21 protein-coding genes are annotated in these 18231 nt (G+C 59.1%); 8 read left to right on the top strand and 13 right to left on the bottom strand.

Annotated features, from left to right (window positions below; translation table 11 throughout):
• Positions 1-142: 142 nt before the first annotated feature.
• Complete coding sequence (locus tag ASE94_RS04325; RefSeq protein WP_062629347.1) at positions 143-970, bottom strand: prephenate dehydratase; 828 nt, start codon at positions 968-970, stop codon at positions 143-145.
• A 256-nt stretch (positions 971-1226) separates the two neighbouring features.
• On the opposite strand from ASE94_RS04325, the gene ASE94_RS04320 reads away from it, so the two are divergent.
• The 3 genes from ASE94_RS04320 (at position 1227) to ASE94_RS04310 (ending at position 3782) form a co-directional block, all read left to right on the top strand.
• Positions 1227-2030, top strand: coding sequence for a cytochrome c family protein (locus ASE94_RS04320; RefSeq protein ID WP_082460906.1), 804 nt, complete (start codon positions 1227-1229; stop codon positions 2028-2030).
• Between the two features lie 70 nt (positions 2031-2100).
• Positions 2101-3039 (top strand): glyoxylate/hydroxypyruvate reductase A, encoded by a 939-nt coding sequence (locus ASE94_RS04315; RefSeq protein WP_062629346.1) that lies wholly within the window; start codon positions 2101-2103, stop codon positions 3037-3039.
• A gap of 71 nt (positions 3040-3110) precedes the next feature.
• Complete coding sequence (locus tag ASE94_RS04310) at positions 3111-3782, top strand: YqaA family protein (RefSeq protein WP_082460904.1); 672 nt, start codon at positions 3111-3113, stop codon at positions 3780-3782.
• A gap of 59 nt (positions 3783-3841) precedes the next feature.
• Here ASE94_RS04310 and ASE94_RS04305 read toward each other — a convergent pair whose 3' ends face one another.
• A complete protein-coding gene (locus ASE94_RS04305; protein ID WP_062629345.1) occupies positions 3842-5188 on the bottom strand; it encodes a leucyl aminopeptidase family protein in 1347 nt (448 codons plus the stop codon).
• 144 nt (positions 5189-5332) lie between these two features.
• On the opposite strand from ASE94_RS04305, the gene ASE94_RS04300 reads away from it, so the two are divergent.
• The gene (locus ASE94_RS04300) at positions 5333-6103 is read left to right on the top strand and encodes a tetratricopeptide repeat protein (RefSeq protein ID WP_082460902.1); all 771 of its coding nucleotides are present in this window, start codon (positions 5333-5335) and stop codon (positions 6101-6103) included.
• Between the two features lie 25 nt (positions 6104-6128).
• On the opposite strand, the gene ASE94_RS04295 is transcribed toward ASE94_RS04300, so the two are convergent.
• From ASE94_RS04295 to ASE94_RS04255, 9 genes are all read right to left on the bottom strand, one after another.
• Positions 6129-7124 carry a type II secretion system F family protein gene (locus ASE94_RS04295; RefSeq protein WP_061907655.1) on the bottom strand — a complete coding sequence of 332 codons (996 nt, stop codon included), beginning with the start codon at positions 7122-7124 and terminating at the stop codon, positions 6129-6131.
• A gap of 15 nt (positions 7125-7139) precedes the next feature.
• Positions 7140-8117, bottom strand: coding sequence for a type II secretion system F family protein (locus ASE94_RS04290; RefSeq protein ID WP_062629344.1), 978 nt, complete (start codon positions 8115-8117; stop codon positions 7140-7142).
• A 2-nt stretch (positions 8118-8119) separates the two neighbouring features.
• The gene (locus tag ASE94_RS04285) at positions 8120-9613 is read right to left on the bottom strand and encodes a CpaF family protein (protein ID WP_062629343.1); all 1494 of its coding nucleotides are present in this window, start codon (positions 9611-9613) and stop codon (positions 8120-8122) included.
• Between the two features lie 38 nt (positions 9614-9651).
• Positions 9652-10929 carry an AAA family ATPase gene (locus ASE94_RS04280; RefSeq protein WP_062629342.1) on the bottom strand — a complete coding sequence of 426 codons (1278 nt, stop codon included), beginning with the start codon at positions 10927-10929 and terminating at the stop codon, positions 9652-9654.
• Between the two features lie 22 nt (positions 10930-10951).
• On the bottom strand, positions 10952-12346 hold the full coding sequence (locus ASE94_RS04275; RefSeq protein ID WP_162236042.1) for a type II and III secretion system protein family protein: 1395 nt from the start codon (positions 12344-12346) through the stop codon (positions 10952-10954).
• 13 nt (positions 12347-12359) lie between these two features.
• Positions 12360-13295: a Flp pilus assembly protein CpaB gene (gene cpaB, locus ASE94_RS04270; RefSeq protein ID WP_062629340.1), complete on the bottom strand. Its 936-nt coding sequence runs from the start codon at positions 13293-13295 to the stop codon at positions 12360-12362.
• A gap of 165 nt (positions 13296-13460) precedes the next feature.
• Positions 13461-13961 (bottom strand): prepilin peptidase, encoded by a 501-nt coding sequence (locus ASE94_RS04265; protein WP_062629339.1) that lies wholly within the window; start codon positions 13959-13961, stop codon positions 13461-13463.
• A 7-nt stretch (positions 13962-13968) separates the two neighbouring features.
• The gene (locus ASE94_RS04260; RefSeq protein WP_156351842.1) at positions 13969-14157 is read right to left on the bottom strand and encodes a Flp family type IVb pilin; all 189 of its coding nucleotides are present in this window, start codon (positions 14155-14157) and stop codon (positions 13969-13971) included.
• Between the two features lie 98 nt (positions 14158-14255).
• Complete coding sequence (locus tag ASE94_RS04255) at positions 14256-14435, bottom strand: Flp family type IVb pilin (RefSeq protein WP_062629337.1); 180 nt, start codon at positions 14433-14435, stop codon at positions 14256-14258.
• A gap of 337 nt (positions 14436-14772) precedes the next feature.
• Between ASE94_RS04255 and ASE94_RS04250 the strand changes: the two genes are divergently transcribed.
• The 4 genes from ASE94_RS04250 to ASE94_RS04235 all read left to right on the top strand — a co-directional run bounded on the left by ASE94_RS04250 (position 14773) and on the right by ASE94_RS04235 (position 17140).
• Positions 14773-15216: a pilus assembly protein N-terminal domain-containing protein gene (locus ASE94_RS04250; protein WP_062629336.1), complete on the top strand. Its 444-nt coding sequence runs from the start codon at positions 14773-14775 to the stop codon at positions 15214-15216.
• Between the two features lie 128 nt (positions 15217-15344).
• Complete coding sequence (locus ASE94_RS04245; protein WP_062629335.1) at positions 15345-15872, top strand: TadE/TadG family type IV pilus assembly protein; 528 nt, start codon at positions 15345-15347, stop codon at positions 15870-15872.
• Complete coding sequence (locus ASE94_RS04240; protein ID WP_062629334.1) at positions 15872-16438, top strand: TadE/TadG family type IV pilus assembly protein; 567 nt, start codon at positions 15872-15874, stop codon at positions 16436-16438. Before ASE94_RS04245 ends, ASE94_RS04240 begins: the two co-directional genes overlap by 1 nt.
• Positions 16439-16519: 81 nt before the next feature.
• Entirely contained in the window at positions 16520-17140 is a 621-nt protein-coding gene (locus tag ASE94_RS04235; protein WP_062629333.1) for an HAD family phosphatase, read from the top strand.
• Between the two features lie 42 nt (positions 17141-17182).
• On the opposite strand, the gene ASE94_RS04230 is transcribed toward ASE94_RS04235, so the two are convergent.
• A complete protein-coding gene (locus ASE94_RS04230) occupies positions 17183-17578 on the bottom strand; it encodes a VOC family protein (RefSeq protein ID WP_062629332.1) in 396 nt (131 codons plus the stop codon).
• Between the two features lie 3 nt (positions 17579-17581).
• A complete protein-coding gene (gene upp / locus ASE94_RS04225) occupies positions 17582-18223 on the bottom strand; it encodes a uracil phosphoribosyltransferase (protein WP_061908069.1) in 642 nt (213 codons plus the stop codon).
• Positions 18224-18231: the final 8 nt, after the last annotated feature.

Raw genomic sequence — 18231 nt, 5'->3', positions numbered from 1 at the left:
CCGACGGGTACAGACTATTAAGCCGCAGATATGACAACACGAATGCACCGAATCGGACAGCACCGCTAAGGGCTGGCAGACATGCACTTTCGGCACTTTAGCCGAGATGTATTACCAATCGCTTCGGAGCGAGGACCTGGGATCAGACCTGCTCAGAGGCAGGATAGACCCCGAGGATCTGGAACCGGTCGGTGAAGAATTTCAACTCGTCAAAAGCGTGCTGAACGCTGACATCATCGGGATGCCCTTCGATATCTGCATAGAACTGCGTGGCCGTGAAAGCGCCGCCGACCATGTAGCTTTCGAGCTTGGTCATGTTGACGCCATTTGTCGCAAAGCCGCCCATGGCCTTATAAAGCGCGGCAGGCACGTTGCGCACGCGGAAAATGAAGGTCGTTTTCACCTTACCGGCCTGAGGCGCCAGTTTTTCGGTGGTCGAAAGCACGAGGAAGCGCGTCGTATTGTGGTCGGCGTCCTCGATATTGCTCGCGAGAACGTTGAGACCATAAATCTCGCCGGCAAAGCGCGACGCGATGGCTGCAACGGACTTGTCGGCCTTTTGCGCAATTTCGCGCGCCGAGCCGGCGGTATCGACGGCATTGATGGTGCGGTAGCCGTTTTCCGAGATGAAGCGGCGACACTGGCCAAGTGCGACCGAGAGCGACTGAACGGCCTTGATATCGTCAAGCGTTGCGCCCGGCACGCCAAGCAGGTTCATTTCGACGCGAAGATAGGTCTCGCCGATGATGAAGAGACCGCTTTCAGGCAGAAGGTGATGAATGTCGGTGATGCGCCCATAGAGCGAATTTTCGACCGGAACGACCGCGAAATCCGCCTTGCCGGACTGAACTGCATTGAGCGTTTCTTCGAAGGTCACGCAGCCCACGAACTCTTCGCCGGGAAAAACATTGGCCGCTGCCGCATGGCTGAATGCGCCAGGTTCACCTTGAAAGGCTATCTTCATGCTCATGGGAGGTCCGTTTATCTGCCTGCTGCGGGCTTTAGACGCGGCACCAAAGGGTGTCAATCAGAGGTTTCTGGGGCTAAAACGACATGAGATTGGGGGAATTGTCGCCAAGAGGGATTGTCCTGTTGCACCCTACGAGGCGTAATACTATCTTCCGCGCGCGTCGAACCGGGTCAGTTGAGGCAGGTTTCCCTCGGAAACCGATTGTTGGGCCCAGTTCGTTTATTGTCCACCGGGGATGGACCGGCAGAGAGACCAAATGGATTCGTTTGAGCTAAACAAGATCATGGGCGCCGTCCTTGGCACACTTATGTTTGTCATGGGCGTGGGCTTTCTGGCTGAGGCCATCTACCACCCGAAAGAGGACAATGGTCCGGGCTATGCCCTGCCCGCGCCGGAAGTCGCGGAAGCTGGCGCTGCCGCTGATGCTGCACCGGAAGTGCCGCTCGCCACGCTGCTGGCTAGCGCGAGCGTTGACCGTGGCGCTGCCGCAGTGCGCAAGTGCCAGTCCTGCCACAGCTTTGGCGAAGGCGAGGCCGCCAAGCAGGGTCCGAACCTTTATAATATCGTGAACAATACCAAGGCCCATATGGAAGGCTTTGCCTATTCGGACATTCTGCAGCAGCAGAAGGCCGAAGGTCAGGTCTGGTCCTATGAGAACCTCAATGCGTTCCTGACCAATCCCAAGGCATATGCGCCGGGCACCAAGATGACCTTTGCCGGCGTCCGTTCGCCCGAAGAACGCGCCGACATCCTGGCCTATCTCCAGACCCTGTCGTCGAACCCTGTTCCGTTCCCGACCGCCGAAGAAGCGCCAGCGACGGCGGAAGAAGCCGGTACGCCGGTTGAGGCGGCTCCCGATGGCGCCGTTGCCCCCGCTGAAGTAACCGCGCCGGCGTCGGACGCAACGCAGACCGCACCAGCCGCACAGAACGAAACGCCGACCACGACCGAGTCCGAAACCGCTGTCGAAGGCACCCCGGCCGCTGGCGGAGACGCCACCCAGGTTGCGCCTGCAACACCGGCGACCACACCGACAACTGCCCCGACCACCGGCAACTGAGCTGGTTTCGATAAGGCATTGATGAGCCGCGCCCCAAGGCGCGGCTTTTTTATTGAAAGATCATCCGCCCATGCTCCTTCTCCATCTCAATGACGTCAACGAAGCCAGTTGGGCCGAAGCCTTTGCCAAGGCGCTTCATCCCTATCCCGTGGTGCGGCGCGGCAATGATTTCGATCCCACCGATATTCGCTATGTTTTTGTCTGGAAGCCCAAGCCCGACGCCTTTGATGGGCTGACAGGGCTGGAGGCGGTCTTGTCGCTCGGCGCGGGCGTCGATGCCTTGATCAAGCATCCAAAACTGCCCGATGCACCACTGGTGCGCTTTGTCGACAGCGACCTCAGCCAGCGCATGAGCGATTATGTGGTTGCCCATGTTACCATGCATCACCGGATCTATACCCGTTTCCGCGCCGACCAGAAGGCGCGCCGCTGGAGCCAGTTTTATCCACCCTCTGCCGCCGAAAGCACCGTCGGGATCATGGGCATGGGCGTTCTCGGCCAGGATGCTGCGCGCCGATTGGCGCCGCTTGGGTTTACGCTGCGAAGCTGGAGCCGCACGCGCAAGGAAGTCGAGGGCGTCGCCTGTTTTGCGGGAGACCAAGAGCTCGATGCGTTTCTGTCCGGCACCGACATTCTGGTCAACCTCCTGCCATTAACGCCGGAAACGACGGGCATCCTCAACTACGAGAATTTTGGCAAGCTACGGCGTGGCAATCTCCAGGGTGGCCCAGTGATCATCAATGCTGCACGCGGCGGGCATCAGCGCGAGGCCGATATCGTCAAAGCTTTGGCGGATGGCACGCTTGGCGCAGCGAGCCTTGATGTTTTCGAGCAGGAACCGCTGCCGCAGGAGAGCCCGCTCTGGGACATCGAGAACTGCTACATCACCCCGCATATCGCGGCGATTTCAGACGAAAAAAGCGGCGTGCGCTATTTCTCAAAGATTATTGCCGATCATCGCGCCGGAAAGCCCCTGATCAACGTCGTCGATCGCAATCGCGGTTACTGACGCAAATTTCACTGGCCTGACAAAGTTTTCCGCATAATGGTGCCATTGCACTGCCCAGACAAAAGAGACCAATGACCGACACCGCGCCCGCTGCAAAGCTCAGCTTTTATGACCGTCTCAAGCTCGCCACGAGACATCGCCTGGCCGAGCCCATCCTGGCCCTGCTGTGCTTTCTCGAGGCGATGATCCTGCCGATCTTCCCCGAAATCATGCTCGCGCCAATGATCATTGCCGATCGCATGCGGGCGTGGCGGCTGGCGGCGATCTGCACCGTGGCCTCCGTCACGGGCGGCCTTGCGGGCTATGCCATCGGTTACTTTCTCTTCGATACGCTCGGCCGCGGCATTATCGATTTCTATGGGGCAGGCAACGGCTTTGACTCGCTGCGCCAGAGTTTCAATGAAAATGGGCCGCTGATGATCTTGATCGGCGCGCTGTCGCCTATCCCCTACAAAGTCATCACCATAACGAGCGGTGTCGCCGGGCTCGATCTCTGGACCTTCGTCGTCTATGGGCTGATCGGTCGGGGCCTTCGCTACTTCGTGCCCTGTGGTCTTTTCTACTTTTTCGGGCCGATCGCCGGTGAGTTCATCGAAAAGCACAAGAAATGGGCCGGCTGGGGCATGATCGTTCTGGTCATTGTGGGCTTCGCCATGGCGCCGCTGCTGTTTCCAAAATCAGACGCAGTGATCGACCAGACACCCAACCACGCGGAGATCGTCGATCCTAACCCTGAGGGTTAGGATCACTTTTCGAGCTTGGCTCCGGCAGCCATCACGCTGATTGCCGGAGCCCTTCGACTCTATGCAAATCGCTGTTTGATCGCCGCAAAAACAGCGCGGATGCCCTGGTCCGTTGCGCCGACGGGCCGACCCGGTCGCGCTTCTGGCGCCCAGGCGAGAATGTCGAGGTGGACCCAGGCCTTGGCATTGCTGACGAAGCGCTTGAGAAAGAGCGCCGCAATGACCGAACCGGCATAGCCACCTGCGCCGGTATTGTTCATGTCGGCAATCTTTGACGCTAATTGACCATCGTAAGAAGACCAGAGCGGCATCTGCCAGAAGGGGTCCTCGGCCCGAAGTCCGGCTTCGGTGATGGTCTTGGCAAAGGCATCATCGGTCGAATAGAGCGGCGACAGTTCAGGCCCAAGCGCCACGCGGGCAGCGCCGGTTAGAGTCGCCATATCGACAATCAACTCGGGCGATTCTTCATCGGCGAGCGCCAGGGCATCGGCGAGGATCAGGCGCCCTTCGGCATCGGTATTGCCGATTTCGACCGTAATACCCTTGCGTGAATGAAGGACATCGCCGGGCCGAAAGGCGTCGCCCGCGATGGCGTTTTCCACGACGGGGATGAGCACGCGCAGACGCACCGGCAGTTTGGCCGAGACGATGGCGCTGGCCAGACCAAGGATATTCGCGGCGCCGCCCATATCCTTCTTCATCATCAGCATGCCCGCCGCCGTTTTGATATCGAGGCCGCCGGTATCGAAGGTGACGCCCTTGCCCACTAGCGTCACCTTGGGATCGCTCGCCTTGCCCCATGAGATGTCAAGCAGGCGCGGTTTCTGAGTGCTGGCGCGGCCAACGGCGTGGATCATCGGGAAATTCTGCTTGAGCAGATCGTCGCCGACGATTGCCTTGAATTCCATGCTCCGCTCGGCGGCAAAACGTTCGATCTCCTTATGGAGATTGTCCGGGCCGAGATCGCTCGAGGGCGTGTTGATAAGGTCGCGGGCAAGGCTTGCAGCCGCCACCTGGCGGTCGACTTCGGCGCTGTCCGCGCTATTCGGCAGTTCGAGTGTGGGCGTCGCCTTGACGTCGCGATAGCGATCGAAGCGGTAGGCGCCGAGACGGAATGCGATCGAAGCGAGCGTTGCGTCGCCAATGTCGCCTTCGAGACGATAGTGGGCCGCTGGAAGCGAGACGGCGGCTAGGCCGGCGACAAAGGCGGGCCTTCCTTCTGCAGGACCGACGCCGAAGAGATATCCTTCAAGCCCACCGTCTGCGCTCGGGAGCGGCAGCAGCTTGCCGCGCTGGCCGGAAAAGCCATTGGCTTCCGCCCAGCCCTTTTGTGCTCCCGATAGGCCCAAAGTTGCCAACCCTCCTTCGCCAACGAGATAAACTGGGGTGGTGGTCGAGGCGGACATGGGCAACTCCGGGGTGTGGTCGCCACCATACCTAGTCCCCTCGCCTCGCTTGCGCAACGCACTGGGGCAGCGATCTTTAACCGCCTATTAGGGTTAATGATTTATTGCTTGGCCTGAGGGGAAAGTCCCCCGAGGAGTCGTGCCGTGCTGCGTGTCGTTGCTACCAATCGGACCTGGCGCATGCTGCTGCTGGCCGGCGTTGCAGCTCTCGCGCTATCGGCTTGCGCTTCCAATCGCGGACAGCTTGGCGCGACCGATTATTCGAGCCTTCCGGCGGAACAGCGCCAGCAAACGCTGGCGGAACTGACGGGGCGTTACAAATCCAATCCGCGCGACCGCGATACCGTCATTCTTTATGCCGCGGCCCTGCGCGCAGCCGGCCAGCCGCAACAAGCAGCAGCCGCGCTCGAGCAGGCGATCGGGCTCTATCCAAACGACGTCGAACTATCCGTCGCCTATGCCAAGGCTCTGGTCTCGATGGGCAGCTTTGAGCAATCGGTGGCCGTCATCGACCGCACATTGCGGCCAGATGCACCAGACTGGAATGCGCTTCTCGTCAAGGGCGCGGCCTTTGATCAGATGGGCCGCAATGCCGAGGCTCGTGCGCTTTATGCGCAGGCGGCAACCGTTGCGCCTGGCGAGGCGGCGATCGAAGCCAATATGGGCCTTTCCTATGCCATGACCTCCGATCTGGCATCGGCTGAGCAGCATTTGCGCCGTGCAGTGCAGATGCGTGGCGCAACAAGCCAGACGCGCCAGAACCTTGCCCTTGTCGTCGGTCTCCAGGGACGCTTCGATGAAGCGCGCGCGATCTACGCCGCGGAATTGCCGCCGGAACAGGTCGAAGCCAACATGACTTATGTGCGGGCCATGCTGACCCAGCAAAATCGCTGGGATCTCATTCCCAACGGCTGAACCGAAGTTTCCAACCTCTTGGCAGTTAGCCGCCGCTCATCATGCCGTTGCCCATCACCTTGATGATGGCAGGCGCCATGATGACGATAAAGAGCACCGGCAGGAAGAACAGGATCAGCGGCACGGTCAGCTTGGGCGGCAAAGCCGCAGCTTTCTTTTCCGCTTCCATCATGCGCGATTCACGACCTTCTTCGGCCATGACGCGGAGCGCCTGACCGACCGAGGTGCCATAGCGGTCAGCCTGGATAAGCGCGGTCATGACAGCGCGGACATTGTCGAGCCCGGTCCGGCGGCCAAGATTTTCATAGGCGCGGGTGCGGTCTTCGAGAAATGACAGTTCGGCTGTGGTCAGCGTCAGCTCTTCGGCCAGTTCGGCGCTCTGCTGGCCGATTTCGCGGGCCACGCGCTTGAACGCGTGTTCCATCGACATGCCGGCTTCGACGCAAAGCAGCAAGAGATCGAGACAATCAGGCCAGGAACGGCGGATAGATTGCTGGCGCTTCTGTGTCGCGTTCCGCAGCATCAGTACGGGTAGATAGGACCCGACGAGCGCAGCACCGATCGCGTACACCAAATTCAAGAAAACCGGCCGGTCACCGGGAATAACGATCAGCAGATAAAACGCCGCGATGATGAACACGCCAAAGGGCGTGGCGAAGCGCTGGAACAGGAACGAGGTCAGGTGACCCTGGCCGCGATAACCGCCCATGGCGAGCTTGTCGACGGTGTTGTCGTCTTGGAATGCCTTCTTGAGGTCGAAGCGTTCCACTGCGGTCTTCATATAGGAGCGCGCTTCCTTGGTGCGCCGCATGCTCGAGCGGCTATCGATGGCCCCCCCGCCCCGCAGACGCGCCATTTCCTCGGCACGCATCCGATCGCGCTCGAGCGCGACACGTTTGACGCGCGTCTTCATGTCCTGCTTGACGATCATCGAAGAGCCGAAGGTGAACACCACGGCGGCGGCCGAAATCGCTGCCAGAACGGCAATCAGGAATTCGCGCGATGTCAGCATTTCGACCATGTGCGATGCCCTGCCCTAAAACTCGAACTGAACCATGCGGTTCATGACGAAAACGCCAAGGCACATCATGATCGCTGCGGCGCCTAGCCAGATCTGGCCCAACGGGGTCGTGATGAGCGGCGAAAGATATTGGGGCGAGACGACCGAAACCATGATGGCGACGACGATAGGCAAAGAGCCGATAATGCCCGCGGAGGCCTTCGCTTCCGACGACATCGCGGCCACCTTCTGCTTCATCTTCTTGCGGTTGCGCAGCACGCGCGCGAGGTTTCCGAGGGCTTCCGAAAGGTTACCGCCCGCCTGTTGCTGCACCGAGATGACAACGACGAAGAAGTTGACTTCAGGGAGCGGAACACGCTGTAGCAGCACTTGCACGGCTTCCGTCATCGAAAAACCGAACGCCTGCTGATCGAGCACGCGCTGGAATTCTGACTTCACCGGCTCCTTGGTATCCTTGGCAACGACGCGCATGGAATCGTTGAGCGGAAGCCCCGTCTTGACGCCGCGCACAATGGCTTCGACGGCGTTCGGCAGCTCGTCGAGAAACTTGTTCTGATACTGCTTGCGCTTGCGCATCACATACATGCGCGGCAGCAGATATCCTCCCGCGACGGCAAAAATCGCCGCGAAATAATATGGCACCTGCGTGATGAGCAGAATGAGGAAGAGCACGACGCCAAAGATGACGCTATTGCGGATAAAAGCGGCTGGCGTGATCGTCATACCGGCCTGGAAGATCATGTCCGATACGGTCAAGCGCTTCTTGGCATTGAGCTCATCGGACTGGGCCTTGAGCGCCGATTGCACCGTCTTGCGGCGCGCATCGCGCGTACGATTGGCATCGAGCTCCCGGCGATTGGCGCGAATGTCGCCGCGATAGGTTTTCAAACGCTTCTGCGCGCGGCTGCTGCCAAGAGCGGATGGCACGAGCGCAAAGCCGGCTGCGCCAACCGCCACAACCGCCAAAACCACAAGCAGGATAGGCATGAGCATGGTCAGCGTCCCATCAGTTCGTGCTGCTCGGTATTGGACTTTTCGAGCGCCTCGACGAGGTTGGCTTCTTCGTTGAAGTAGCGGGCGCGCTCGGTGAATTGCGGCTTGGTGATGCCGGTCGAACGGTGTTTGCCCATCAGCATGCCATTGGCGTCTTCGCCCATGATGTCATAGACGAAAATATCCTGGGTCACGATGACATCGCCTTCCATCCCAAGCACTTCGGAAATGTGGGTGATGCGGCGCGAACCATCGCGGAGACGCGCGGCCTGGACGATAACGTCGATCGAAGACACGATCATTTCGCGGATGGTGCGGCTCGGCAGGGAATAGCCGCCCATGGTGATCATGGATTCTAGACGCGACAGGGCTTCACGCGGGCTATTGGCGTGGAGCGTGCCCATGGAGCCGTCGTGACCGGTATTCATAGCCTGGAGAAGGTCGAAACTCTCCGGGCCGCGGACTTCGCCGACGATGATGCGTTCGGGGCGCATACGAAGGCAATTCTTGATGAGATCGCGCATGGTGATCTCGCCTTCGCCCTCAAGGTTGGGCGGGCGGGTTTCCAAACGCACCACATGGGGCTGCTGAAGCTGAAGTTCGGCAGAGTCTTCGCAGGTGATGACGCGCTCATCCTTTTCGATGAAGGCCGTCAGGCAATTGAGCAGCGTCGTCTTGCCCGAGCCGGTACCACCCGAGATGAGCACATTGGCCCGGACGCGGCCGAGAATGCGGAGAACTTCAGCCCCTTCAGGCGAAATCGAACCGTATTTGACAAGCTGCTGCAGGGTCAGCTTGTCCTTCTTGAACTTACGGATGGTGAGCGCAGCGCCATCGATGGCGAGCGGCGGAGCGATGACGTTGACGCGCGAGCCATCGGGGAGACGTGCGTCGCAGATAGGTGAGCCTTCGTCGACGCGGCGGCCAACTTGGGACACGATGCGCTGGCAGACATTCATCAAATGCGCATCGTCGCGGAAGCGCACATTGGTCAGGCGCACCTTGCCACCGACTTCGATGTAGCACTTCTGGCTGCCGTTCACCATGATATCGGCAATGTCGTCACGCGCCAGCAGCGGCTCGAGCGGCCCATAACCGAGGACGTCGTTGCAGATATCTTCAAGCAGATCTTCCTGCTCGGAAATCGACATGACGATCGATTTGAGCGCGATGATTTCGCCGACGATGTCGCGAATTTCCTCGCGCGCAGCCTGGCTTTCCATTGTCGCGAGCTGGCTGAGATCGATGGAATCAATCAGCGCGTTAAAAATCGCGGACTTGGTCTGGAAATATTCGCGGTCACGCTGCGCATCGACAGGATTGCGCACATCGAGCACTTCGTCCGTCGTCCGCTGACGCGTGGCCATGCTGTCCGTGTCCGAAGCGCGGCGTTGCGGTGCGGCGGCTGGCTCGGGGCGGGTTGGGCTCGGCACAGGGCGAGCGATCTCTGCCACGCCCGGTGTATTGCCGCCAAATGTCGTCCGCTTGCCAAACATGTTCTTCTCTTATTTTTCGCGCCTAGCTCCTCTTGGAGCTAAGCCCGCTTCTTGAGGAAGGAGGGCAGCTTCATCAGCCCCGCCGCCTTGCCTGCGCCATGCGCGACCTGGCGGCCGGTGACCTGCATGCCGATATTGCGATAGACGTCGTTGACCTTATTGCTCGCCGAAACCTCGGCGATCATCTGGCCATTGTTCGCGGCTGTGCCGAAGAGCGCTGCGTCAAAGCCGATCTGCCCAATCAGGGTGCATTCGACCGATGCGGCGAATTCGGCCGCGCTGATCTCGGGGCGGCGGGCGATACCCTGCTTGTTGATCACAAGACTCGGCGCTTTTTCCGTCGGCCGCAGTGCCTTGATCGTGTCAGCCAGGTTCTTGGCATTGCGCAGATTGGCCAGATCGGGCTCGGCGACGATCACCACTTCATCGATGGTCGAGAGCGTGTGCCGCACCCAGGCATTCCACGAATGGGGAATATCGAGAATGATGACCGGCATGGATTTTTGGCAAATCTCAACGATCTGCTCAAATTCGCGCTCTTCAAAATCCCAGGTGCGATCGAGCGTTGCCGGGGCCGTCAGCAGGTTGATGTGGTTTGCCGCCTTGCTCATCAGCCGGTCCAGCATGGTCTGATCGACCTTCTGGTTGGCGAGCAGAGCATCCGCGATGCCATGCGGCGGGTCCTGATTGAAATTCAACCCAGCGGTGCCAAATCCGAGATCCATATCTAGGATCAGACAATCCTGCCGGAGGCCGGTCGCGATCGCCCAGGCAACATTGTGGGCGACAGTCGAGCCACCTGCCCCGCCTTTGGCTGACACAAAGCCGATCGTGCGCCCGATGGCCGCAGCACCTTCACCTGCAAAGAGGTCGGTGATGGAATTGACGATGATCTGCGCGGTGGCGGGCAGGACGATATATTCGGAAATCCCCGAGCGGATCAGCTCACGGTAGAGCAGGACGTCATTGACGTGGCCGAGGACAATCACGCGCGTGGTCGCGTCGCACACATCTGCGAGACGCCCCAGCGCCTGCGGCACCTCTTCAGGTGGCAGCGAGGTTTCGACGATGATCAGGTTCGGCGTCGGGTTGGTCTTATAGGTTTCGACCGCACCGTCGATACCGCCGTTATGCGTCGTCAGCGCAACCTTGGACATACGCCGATCATGCACGGCGCTTTCGACCAGTTGCGCGGTCTGAGAATGCTCACAGAATGCCTGGATGGTGATGCGCGGAACAAGACGCGCGCCGGGCGAGATATCGGCTGCGGCCTCTTCCTGCTTGGCTGGCTCTTCGGGGTTGAGGAAACTCTTCATTACTTTTCTCCTGCCGCCATCATCAATCGAGCGCGAAGCCGACAGAGCCGTTAAAACTGCCGCGCATGCCACCGGGGCCGACGCCGTATTGCTTTTCGAGCTTGCCGAGGAAAATGCCCTCGGCATCGCTCGCTGGTACAGAATAGTCGGTCGGCACGGGAATGGTGTTCACCGGCGCAGGATTGACCAGGTAAGGCGTCACCAGAACGACCAGCTCGGTTTCCTCGCTGCGGAATTCGCGGCTGCGGAACAGGGCGCCAAGGATCGGGATATTGCCCAGGCCCGGAAGCTGATCGATATTCTGCGTGGTGTTCTCCGAGAGCAGCCCGCCGATGGCGAGCGTCGACCCGACACCAAGCTCGACACTGGTATTCACGTCACGCCGCGTCAACGCATAGCTGCCGGTCTGCACCTCCGACACGCCGGTTTTGACCGTCAGCGCGATCACGCCATTGGAGCGGACCGTGGGCGTGAACTGCAGTTCGACGCCATAGGGCTTGTACTCGACCGACGTGCTGCCATTGCTATTGGTCGTCGGGACCGGGAATTCACCACCGACGAGAAATTCCGCGGCCTGGCCCGAGACGGCCGTAAGGGTCGGCTGGGCGAGGAGACGCAGCGCGCCGCGCTGTTCGAGCGCCCGCAGCGAGGCGTTGATCTGGGTGTTGCCGATCGGGAAATTGCCCGAAAAGCCATTGGTCGAGGTGCTTGGCGTCACTGAATTGTTCAGGCCAAGGCTGGCTGAGCCGATGGTGACGGTGCCCGATAGATTGATGCCGAGCTGCTGCGCGACGGTGCGACGGATCTCAGAAACGGTGACCTGCAGCATGACCTGCTGTCCACCGGCAACCTCAATGATATTGGCAACATTTTCCGGGTCGCCCGCGAACTGGATGGCCACCTGAGCAGCACGATCCTTGTCGTCGGAAGAGAGCACGGTACCGGTCAAGACGACCCGGTTCGTCGAGTCGTTAAGAGTGACGGATTCGACGCGGATATGCGAACCGGGGATGACGCGGGCCAGCGCCTCTTCGAGGGCATTACCGACCTGGGATGGCTCCTTGATCACGCGCAGATCGAGCACCTGAATGGTGCGGCCGGCATCATCGATGAAGAAGATATTGGTATCGCCACCGCCAATGCCCTGAACGATGGCACGGGTGCGCGTGCGCATGATCGCGGCGGCCACCGATGGCTGGGAGACGATCACCTCGGCAACGCCAGCAGGGAGATCGACGATCATCGACTTGTTCAATTCAAGATCGATATCGCGCTGCCCGCCATAGGCCGTCGAAGAAACATTGATCTGTGCCTGGGCCACGGCAGGAGCCGCAACTGCAAGTGACAAGCTGCCGATGGCGCTGGCAACGAGCCAATGGCGCAGGGATCGAGATAGTCTCGTTGATTTGGCGATCATTTCCATCTCTCCCTCACTGCGGCATCAGCTGCGGCTGGGCGGTTTCAACCTGAATTTCAGGCAGTGCGGGCGCAGTCGTCTCCGTCGCCACGAACTGATCGGGCGGCTGCGTTTCGATTGGCGCACTGTTCGACAGCGACCCTGCGAGCACGCTTTGTTCCTTACCGGCACGAATAACCCGCACAGATTGGCTGGCGCTCGCCGGCCGCTTGGCGTCGGCGGTCTTGCCGAAATCGACGATCGAGCGAAGGCTGAGGCTCAATTGGCCGCGCATGGAGGCGTTGATCAGGGTTTCAGCCTGGGGCGGGGTCAGTTCGAGGGTCGCGATCGTGCTATTGTCGAACGGCTCCGGCGCTGGACTTTCAGCCTCGCCCGTTTCGTCGCCGCCGCTCATACCAAGTTCGCCGAGGCGTTTGCCGATCGCGAGCACGCGGACATTGGAGAGGACGACTTCCGACTGCTGCCCGCCATTGGTCGCGGTCGTCAGGACAACGTCGACATGATCGTTTGGCACGACGAACCCGCCGGCACTCGAGACTGCGGTTACGCCGACCGAAACGCCGCGCATGCCGGAAGCGAGAACAGCCGAGAGATAACCCTGATCGGATTTGACGAGCTTCTGCTCGCGAATAGGTTCGCCGGGAAAGAATTCAAAGCGCGCCACGGCGCCAGTTAGCGTCGCGGGCGCATCCGGCATCGATGAGACGGTTACATATTCGGGACGAATGGCGCCTTCGGGCCAATCCTGCCACTCGACATTTTCCGGCTTGAGCCTTTCGCCCACGCCGATCGGTGCCTTGGCAACGAGGATCTGGGTCTTGGCTTCCTCGACCACCTGCGTGACGACTTCGGTCGTCGACGGTGCCTGTCCGCCACGCAGAACTAGAATAGCGGCGAGCCCGCCAGCGACCAGGGCCACTACCACCAGGATGATACGTGCTGGTCTCATGACCCACTCCGGTTACGCTGGGCAAATGCCCAATTCCACCGGGTAACTATGCGATCAAAGGGTCAAAGTTTGGTTAATCGAGCCTTATAACACAAGGTAAACAAGATCTTAATTGCCTGCCGCCATTAGCTTTGTTCTCGCAGGCGTAATCAGACCACTGCTAGCTCAGGCAATAAGCCGTTCGAAAATTACTGTGTTGGAATAGACCATGATCGCGGCAACCGCCATGGCGATGCCATAGGGCACGCCTGATTTCTTGTCGTGCAGACGAGCAATCCATTCCCAGCGGGCAATGAGCGGAGTCAGCGGAAGGCGCCGGAAGCTCAGAATAAGCAATGTCAGAAGGCCGCCCAGCATCCCGGCGAAAAGCAGATAAGGCAAGGTAACGCCAAAACCAAGCCACAAGGTCGTGGCGGCAGCGAGTTTGGCATCTCCGCCTCCTATCCAGCCAAAGGCGAACATTACGAAGGCACAAAGCAGCACAACGGCCGCGCACAAGAGATGCATGCCGATCTGCTCGAGAGGCAAATTAACCGCGATAGCGACGATAAAGAAGGTCACGGTGAGTGCGATCACCAGCCTATTCGATATTTTCATCGCCAGCAGATCTGACGATGCGGCAAAGGCCATAAAAGCCGGAAACAAGAAGAGTGCGAGGGTCACCATGGGGTCCTCATGAGCCTGACAGGACAGGGACGAGGAAGCTCCGGATATATTCGTACATATCGACCATAGTACCGTTGAGGGCAGTCACTGCGCCCACAATCGCCACTGAAACAAGCGCGCCGATGAGACTATACTCAATAGCAGTGGCGCCCGACTGATCGACCGATAGCCTCTGTGCCAAGATGAAGATTTTCATACCAACCGCCCCCGATCGACGCATGAGATACTAGAATTGTTTAAAAATAAAAAAGGGGCTCGTAGAGCCCCTTCCTAATTCAAAGCGCGAGTCGCTTTCTAGCGGGTAGCAGCGGTACCGCCGAGTTCGGTCGTGATGCTATTGAAAACGGTAAACAATTGACCGCCAAGAGCGCTGACAGCGCCGATGATGACGACCGAGATCAGTGCGGCGATGAGGCCGTACTCGATTGCAGTTGCGCCGGACTCGTCCTGCGCGAAGCGTGCCAAAATATTCATGTCCCAGGCTCCTTTTACACGTCCTCGTGACGCCTCACGGCCGGTCACAGCGAAGATATGGCAAAACTAGCCCCCACTCATTGCCATTGCGTTAATCGAGCGGCTCAGAACGCGAGCTTTTGGCGTAAAATAAGTGATGGTTTTCAACATGTTGAAGAATTGCATCGCATTTTAGACAACCATATCCGCCAGGAACTACTTGGCATCATTTGCTACGCCTATCAACAACTTGAGCGGAACGCACCGGAGACGCCCGCTCAGGGAAATGGCCGATGTTTGCCAAGTATTTACCATTCCGTCCGATGGTGGTGTGGATAGTTTGAGCCGGATGAGTGCCATGTTCCGCAAAATCGCCCTATCGGGCTTCTGCATTCTGCTCGCGACAGTTGCGCCGACCTTGGCAATGGATAATGCGCCGATCGACGTGAAGGTGAACATGGCGCGGGTTTTGCGCATGAGCGCACCGGCCGCCACGGTGATCGTTGGAAATCCTGGGATTGCCGACGTCACCATCCAGGATCCGCAGACCTTGATCCTGACCGGCAAGAGCTATGGCCAGACCAATCTCATCGTTCTTGATGCTTATGGCGAACCAATCGCCGACACACTCATCGATGTGGTGCAGATGCAGGCCGGTGTGACCACGGTCTATCAGGGGCAGTCGCGCACTACTCTGAGCTGCGCCCCCGTCTGCCAGCCGACGATCATGCTCGGCGATGACAATGCCTTCACAACCCAGGCGCTCGCGTCGTCGCAATTGATCCAGACAACTGGCAATTAGATTTAGCCCTGCTTAACCCTGAAGCTGAATTCGGCGTTTGGGTTCACCAATCCTAACGACGCTTTAGCCATAACCGGTTCACTTAGAGCGCATAGCGGAAAATGTCCGCTTGCCCGGGTGGAAAAGGCATGACACGTCTTCGACGCAAATCCTTCTTTGGCGATTCGCGCGGCGCAACCGCGGTTGAATTCGCCCTGCTCGCGCCGATCTTCTTTGCCTTGTTGGGAGCGACTCTCGAAACCTCGGTCGCTTATCTTGCAGCACAAGTGCTCGAAAGCGGCGTCCAGGATACGAGCCGATTGATCCGCACCGGCGAAGCGCAGCGCCGCAACTGGACCGTTGCCGATTACAAGAAAGATGTATGCGGCCGATTGTTCGGGCTCTTTGGCAATTGTTCGGACATGTATGTCAGCGTCCGGCAGATCGATACCTTCCAATCCGCTGATTACGAGGTGCCGCTCGACCGCAATTGCAAAACCAATTGCAAGTGGAGCAAATCGGACGAATGGCAGCCTGGGGGCGCTTCGGGCGTCGTCATGGTTCAGGTCTACTATCGCTACCCCTCTATCCTACAGACACCGCTTGCCAATAACCGGCTGGGTGATGGCCGGCTGCTGATGGGCGCTGCGACGGTTTTCAGAAATGAGCCGTTCTGATGGGTAAGCTAACCCGATATTTGCAGCACTTCTGGCGCAAAGAGACCGGCACGGCGGCGGTGGAATTTGCGCTGGTCGTGCCACTTATGCTGACGCTTTATGTCGGTTGCTCGGAGGCAGCGTCCCTTCTTACGGCCGATCGCAAGGTCCAGACGGTGTCTGGCGCCATGGGCGACCTCGTTGCGCGCGCCAATAAGACGATCACAAGCGACCAGTTGAAGGACTATTTCGACGCTGCGACCAGCATCATGTCGCCCTATGTTATAAGTGGCCTGACGCAGACGGTAACGGCGGTTTCCGTCTCTTCAACCGGACAGACGACGGTCCTCTGGTCGGTTCGTTTTGCCGACGGCAAGTATTCGGGGACAGTGGCCGAGCACCCCAAGGGACAGCCCTATACGCTGCCGGCGGAAACCGTCGCCATTGCCAAGGGTCAGACGGTGATCGCTTCTGAAGCGCGCTATGCCTATAAGCCCTTGCTCGGCATCGTCTTCAAAGACACCTTCGATCTCAATCGCTCGGCCCTCTTCATGCCCCGCTTCGGCGGCAAGATCGATCTGAGCTAGGCTCGATCCGACAGGCTGCGGTTGCCGACCCAAGCGCGACATGCCAGAAGCGGTGAGCTTCACCTCGAACCGATCAAGAGCATGAACGACACAATTATCCCCGTCTTCGACCTGGGCGGCGTTTTCGTCGACTGGAACCCTATGTATCTGTTCCGCAAGCTCTTCGAGAGCGAGGAGGATGCGCTGTGGTTTCACCAGAATATTTGCACCGGCGATTGGAATCTCGAATTCGACGCTGGCGAAATCTACGCCGAAGGCGTCGCCAAGCTGATCACGCGGTTTCCGAAATATTGGCGCGAAATCCAGGCCTTTGATCTCCGCTGGAAAGAAACGCTCGGCGACTTTATCCACGGCACGATCGACATCCACAACGAGCTGATCGAGCAGGATGTCCCAACCTTCGCCATCACCAATTTCTCCTGGGAAAAATGGGTGAGCTGCCTTGGCGAATGGCCGTTCCTCGAAAAATTCGACGGCGTCATCGTTTCGGGCCTCGAAGGCCTCGTTAAACCCGATCCGCGCATCTATCGCGTATTCTGCGAACGCTACGGCTTTGCGCCAGATTCCTGCGTCTTCATCGACGATAGCGAGCCCAATATCGTCGCCGCCCGCAAGTTCGGCATGCACGGCATCCACTTCAAGGATCCCGTCGCCCTCCGCGCCGAGCTAATCGCCCTCGGCTTGCCGCTCAAGGCCAAATAACAAGAAACCCCGGAGCGATCCGGGGTTTTTCATCTGTGGCGTTTATTGGAAGCGACCACCCTTCTGGATCACTTCAATCTTGTAGCCGTCGGGGTCGGTCGCGAAGAAGAAGCGCGCGACGGGCACATTGCCGTTCTTGAAATCCACCACCTTGCCGACAGTAAATCCTTCGGCCGTGAACCGCTCGTGCTCGGCCTGCAGATTGTCCACGACGACTGCGAGATGCCCATAGCCGTCGCCGAGATTATAGGGCTCGGCGCGGCCGTGATTGATGGTCAGTTCCAGCTCGAAGCCATCGAGTTCATGGGCCATATAGACCAGCGTGAATTCGGCAAATTCGATCCGGTTGACGATTTCGAGCCCAAAGGCGCGGCGATAAAAATCCACAGACCGCGCTTCATCGAGCACGCGGATCATCGAATGTGCGAGTTTTGCCATAGCTTATCGCGTGCCGTACATGCGGTCGCCGGCGTCGCCAAGACCAGGAATGATATAGCCCTTCTCGTTGAGATGGCTGTCGATCGAGGCTGTATAAACCGGCACATCCGGATGTGCCTTCTCAAAATTGACGATGCCTTCGGGCGCAGCGAGCAGGCAAAGAAAGCGGATATTGTTGGCGCCGCGCTCCTTGAGCTTTTCGATCGCGGCCGTGGCCGAATTGCCGGTCGCCAGCATGGGATCGACGACGATGATCAGGCGGTCTTCAAGGTTGGATGGCGCCTTGAAGTAGTATTCGACCGGCTCGAGCGTCTCGTGGTCGCGATAGATGCCGATATGGGCGACGCGCGCGGCTGGGACGAGATCGAGCATGCCATCGAGAAGACCGTTACCGGCGCGCAGGATTGAGGCGAAAACCAGCTTCTTGCCCTTGATGGCAGGCGAATCCATCGTCGCCATGGGCGTGTCGATCGGAATCATTTCAAGCTCCAGATCGCGCGTCACTTCATAGCACATCAGGTGAGCAATCTCGCGCAGCAGCCGCCGGAAACCGGCGATGGAGGTCTCCTTGTTGCGCATGATCGTCAGCTTGTGCTGGATCAGCGGGTGATCGATGACTGTGACATTGCCCACGACTTTGCTCATATCGATCA

The sequence above is a fragment of the Devosia sp. Leaf64 genome, assembly GCF_001421945.1.
Classification (GTDB): domain Bacteria; phylum Pseudomonadota; class Alphaproteobacteria; order Rhizobiales; family Devosiaceae; genus Devosia.
The sequence above is the reverse complement of the archived record's forward strand: the minus strand, read 5'-3'. Positions and strand labels throughout refer to the sequence as shown.

Coding starts and splice junctions, on each gene's coding strand:
- cpaB (WP_062629340.1), bottom strand. CDS start 13,295: ATGAGACCAGCACGTATCATCCTGGTGGTAGTGGCCCTGGTCGCTGGC.
- ASE94_RS04265 (WP_062629339.1), bottom strand. CDS start 13,961: ATGGTGACCCTCGCACTCTTCTTGTTTCCGGCTTTTATGGCCTTTGCC.
- ASE94_RS04240 (WP_062629334.1), top strand. CDS start 15,872: ATGGGTAAGCTAACCCGATATTTGCAGCACTTCTGGCGCAAAGAGACC.
- ASE94_RS04245 (WP_062629335.1), top strand. CDS start 15,345: ATGACACGTCTTCGACGCAAATCCTTCTTTGGCGATTCGCGCGGCGCA.
- ASE94_RS04325 (WP_062629347.1), bottom strand. CDS start 970: ATGAGCATGAAGATAGCCTTTCAAGGTGAACCTGGCGCATTCAGCCAT.
- ASE94_RS04235 (WP_062629333.1), top strand. CDS start 16,520: ATGAACGACACAATTATCCCCGTCTTCGACCTGGGCGGCGTTTTCGTC.
- ASE94_RS04290 (WP_062629344.1), bottom strand. CDS start 8,117: ATGCTCATGCCTATCCTGCTTGTGGTTTTGGCGGTTGTGGCGGTTGGC.
- ASE94_RS04305 (WP_062629345.1), bottom strand. CDS start 5,188: ATGTCCGCCTCGACCACCACCCCAGTTTATCTCGTTGGCGAAGGAGGG.
- ASE94_RS04285 (WP_062629343.1), bottom strand. CDS start 9,613: ATGTTTGGCAAGCGGACGACATTTGGCGGCAATACACCGGGCGTGGCA.
- ASE94_RS04315 (WP_062629346.1), top strand. CDS start 2,101: ATGCTCCTTCTCCATCTCAATGACGTCAACGAAGCCAGTTGGGCCGAA.
- upp (WP_061908069.1), bottom strand. CDS start 18,223: ATGAGCAAAGTCGTGGGCAATGTCACAGTCATCGATCACCCGCTGATC.
- ASE94_RS04310 (WP_082460904.1), top strand. CDS start 3,111: ATGACCGACACCGCGCCCGCTGCAAAGCTCAGCTTTTATGACCGTCTC.
- ASE94_RS04295 (WP_061907655.1), bottom strand. CDS start 7,124: ATGGTCGAAATGCTGACATCGCGCGAATTCCTGATTGCCGTTCTGGCA.
- ASE94_RS04320 (WP_082460906.1), top strand. CDS start 1,227: ATGGATTCGTTTGAGCTAAACAAGATCATGGGCGCCGTCCTTGGCACA.
- ASE94_RS04280 (WP_062629342.1), bottom strand. CDS start 10,929: ATGAAGAGTTTCCTCAACCCCGAAGAGCCAGCCAAGCAGGAAGAGGCC.
- ASE94_RS04275 (WP_162236042.1), bottom strand. CDS start 12,346: ATGATCGCCAAATCAACGAGACTATCTCGATCCCTGCGCCATTGGCTC.
- ASE94_RS04260 (WP_156351842.1), bottom strand. CDS start 14,157: ATGAAAATCTTCATCTTGGCACAGAGGCTATCGGTCGATCAGTCGGGC.
- ASE94_RS04230 (WP_062629332.1), bottom strand. CDS start 17,578: ATGGCAAAACTCGCACATTCGATGATCCGCGTGCTCGATGAAGCGCGG.
- ASE94_RS04250 (WP_062629336.1), top strand. CDS start 14,773: ATGTTCCGCAAAATCGCCCTATCGGGCTTCTGCATTCTGCTCGCGACA.
- ASE94_RS04255 (WP_062629337.1), bottom strand. CDS start 14,435: ATGAATATTTTGGCACGCTTCGCGCAGGACGAGTCCGGCGCAACTGCA.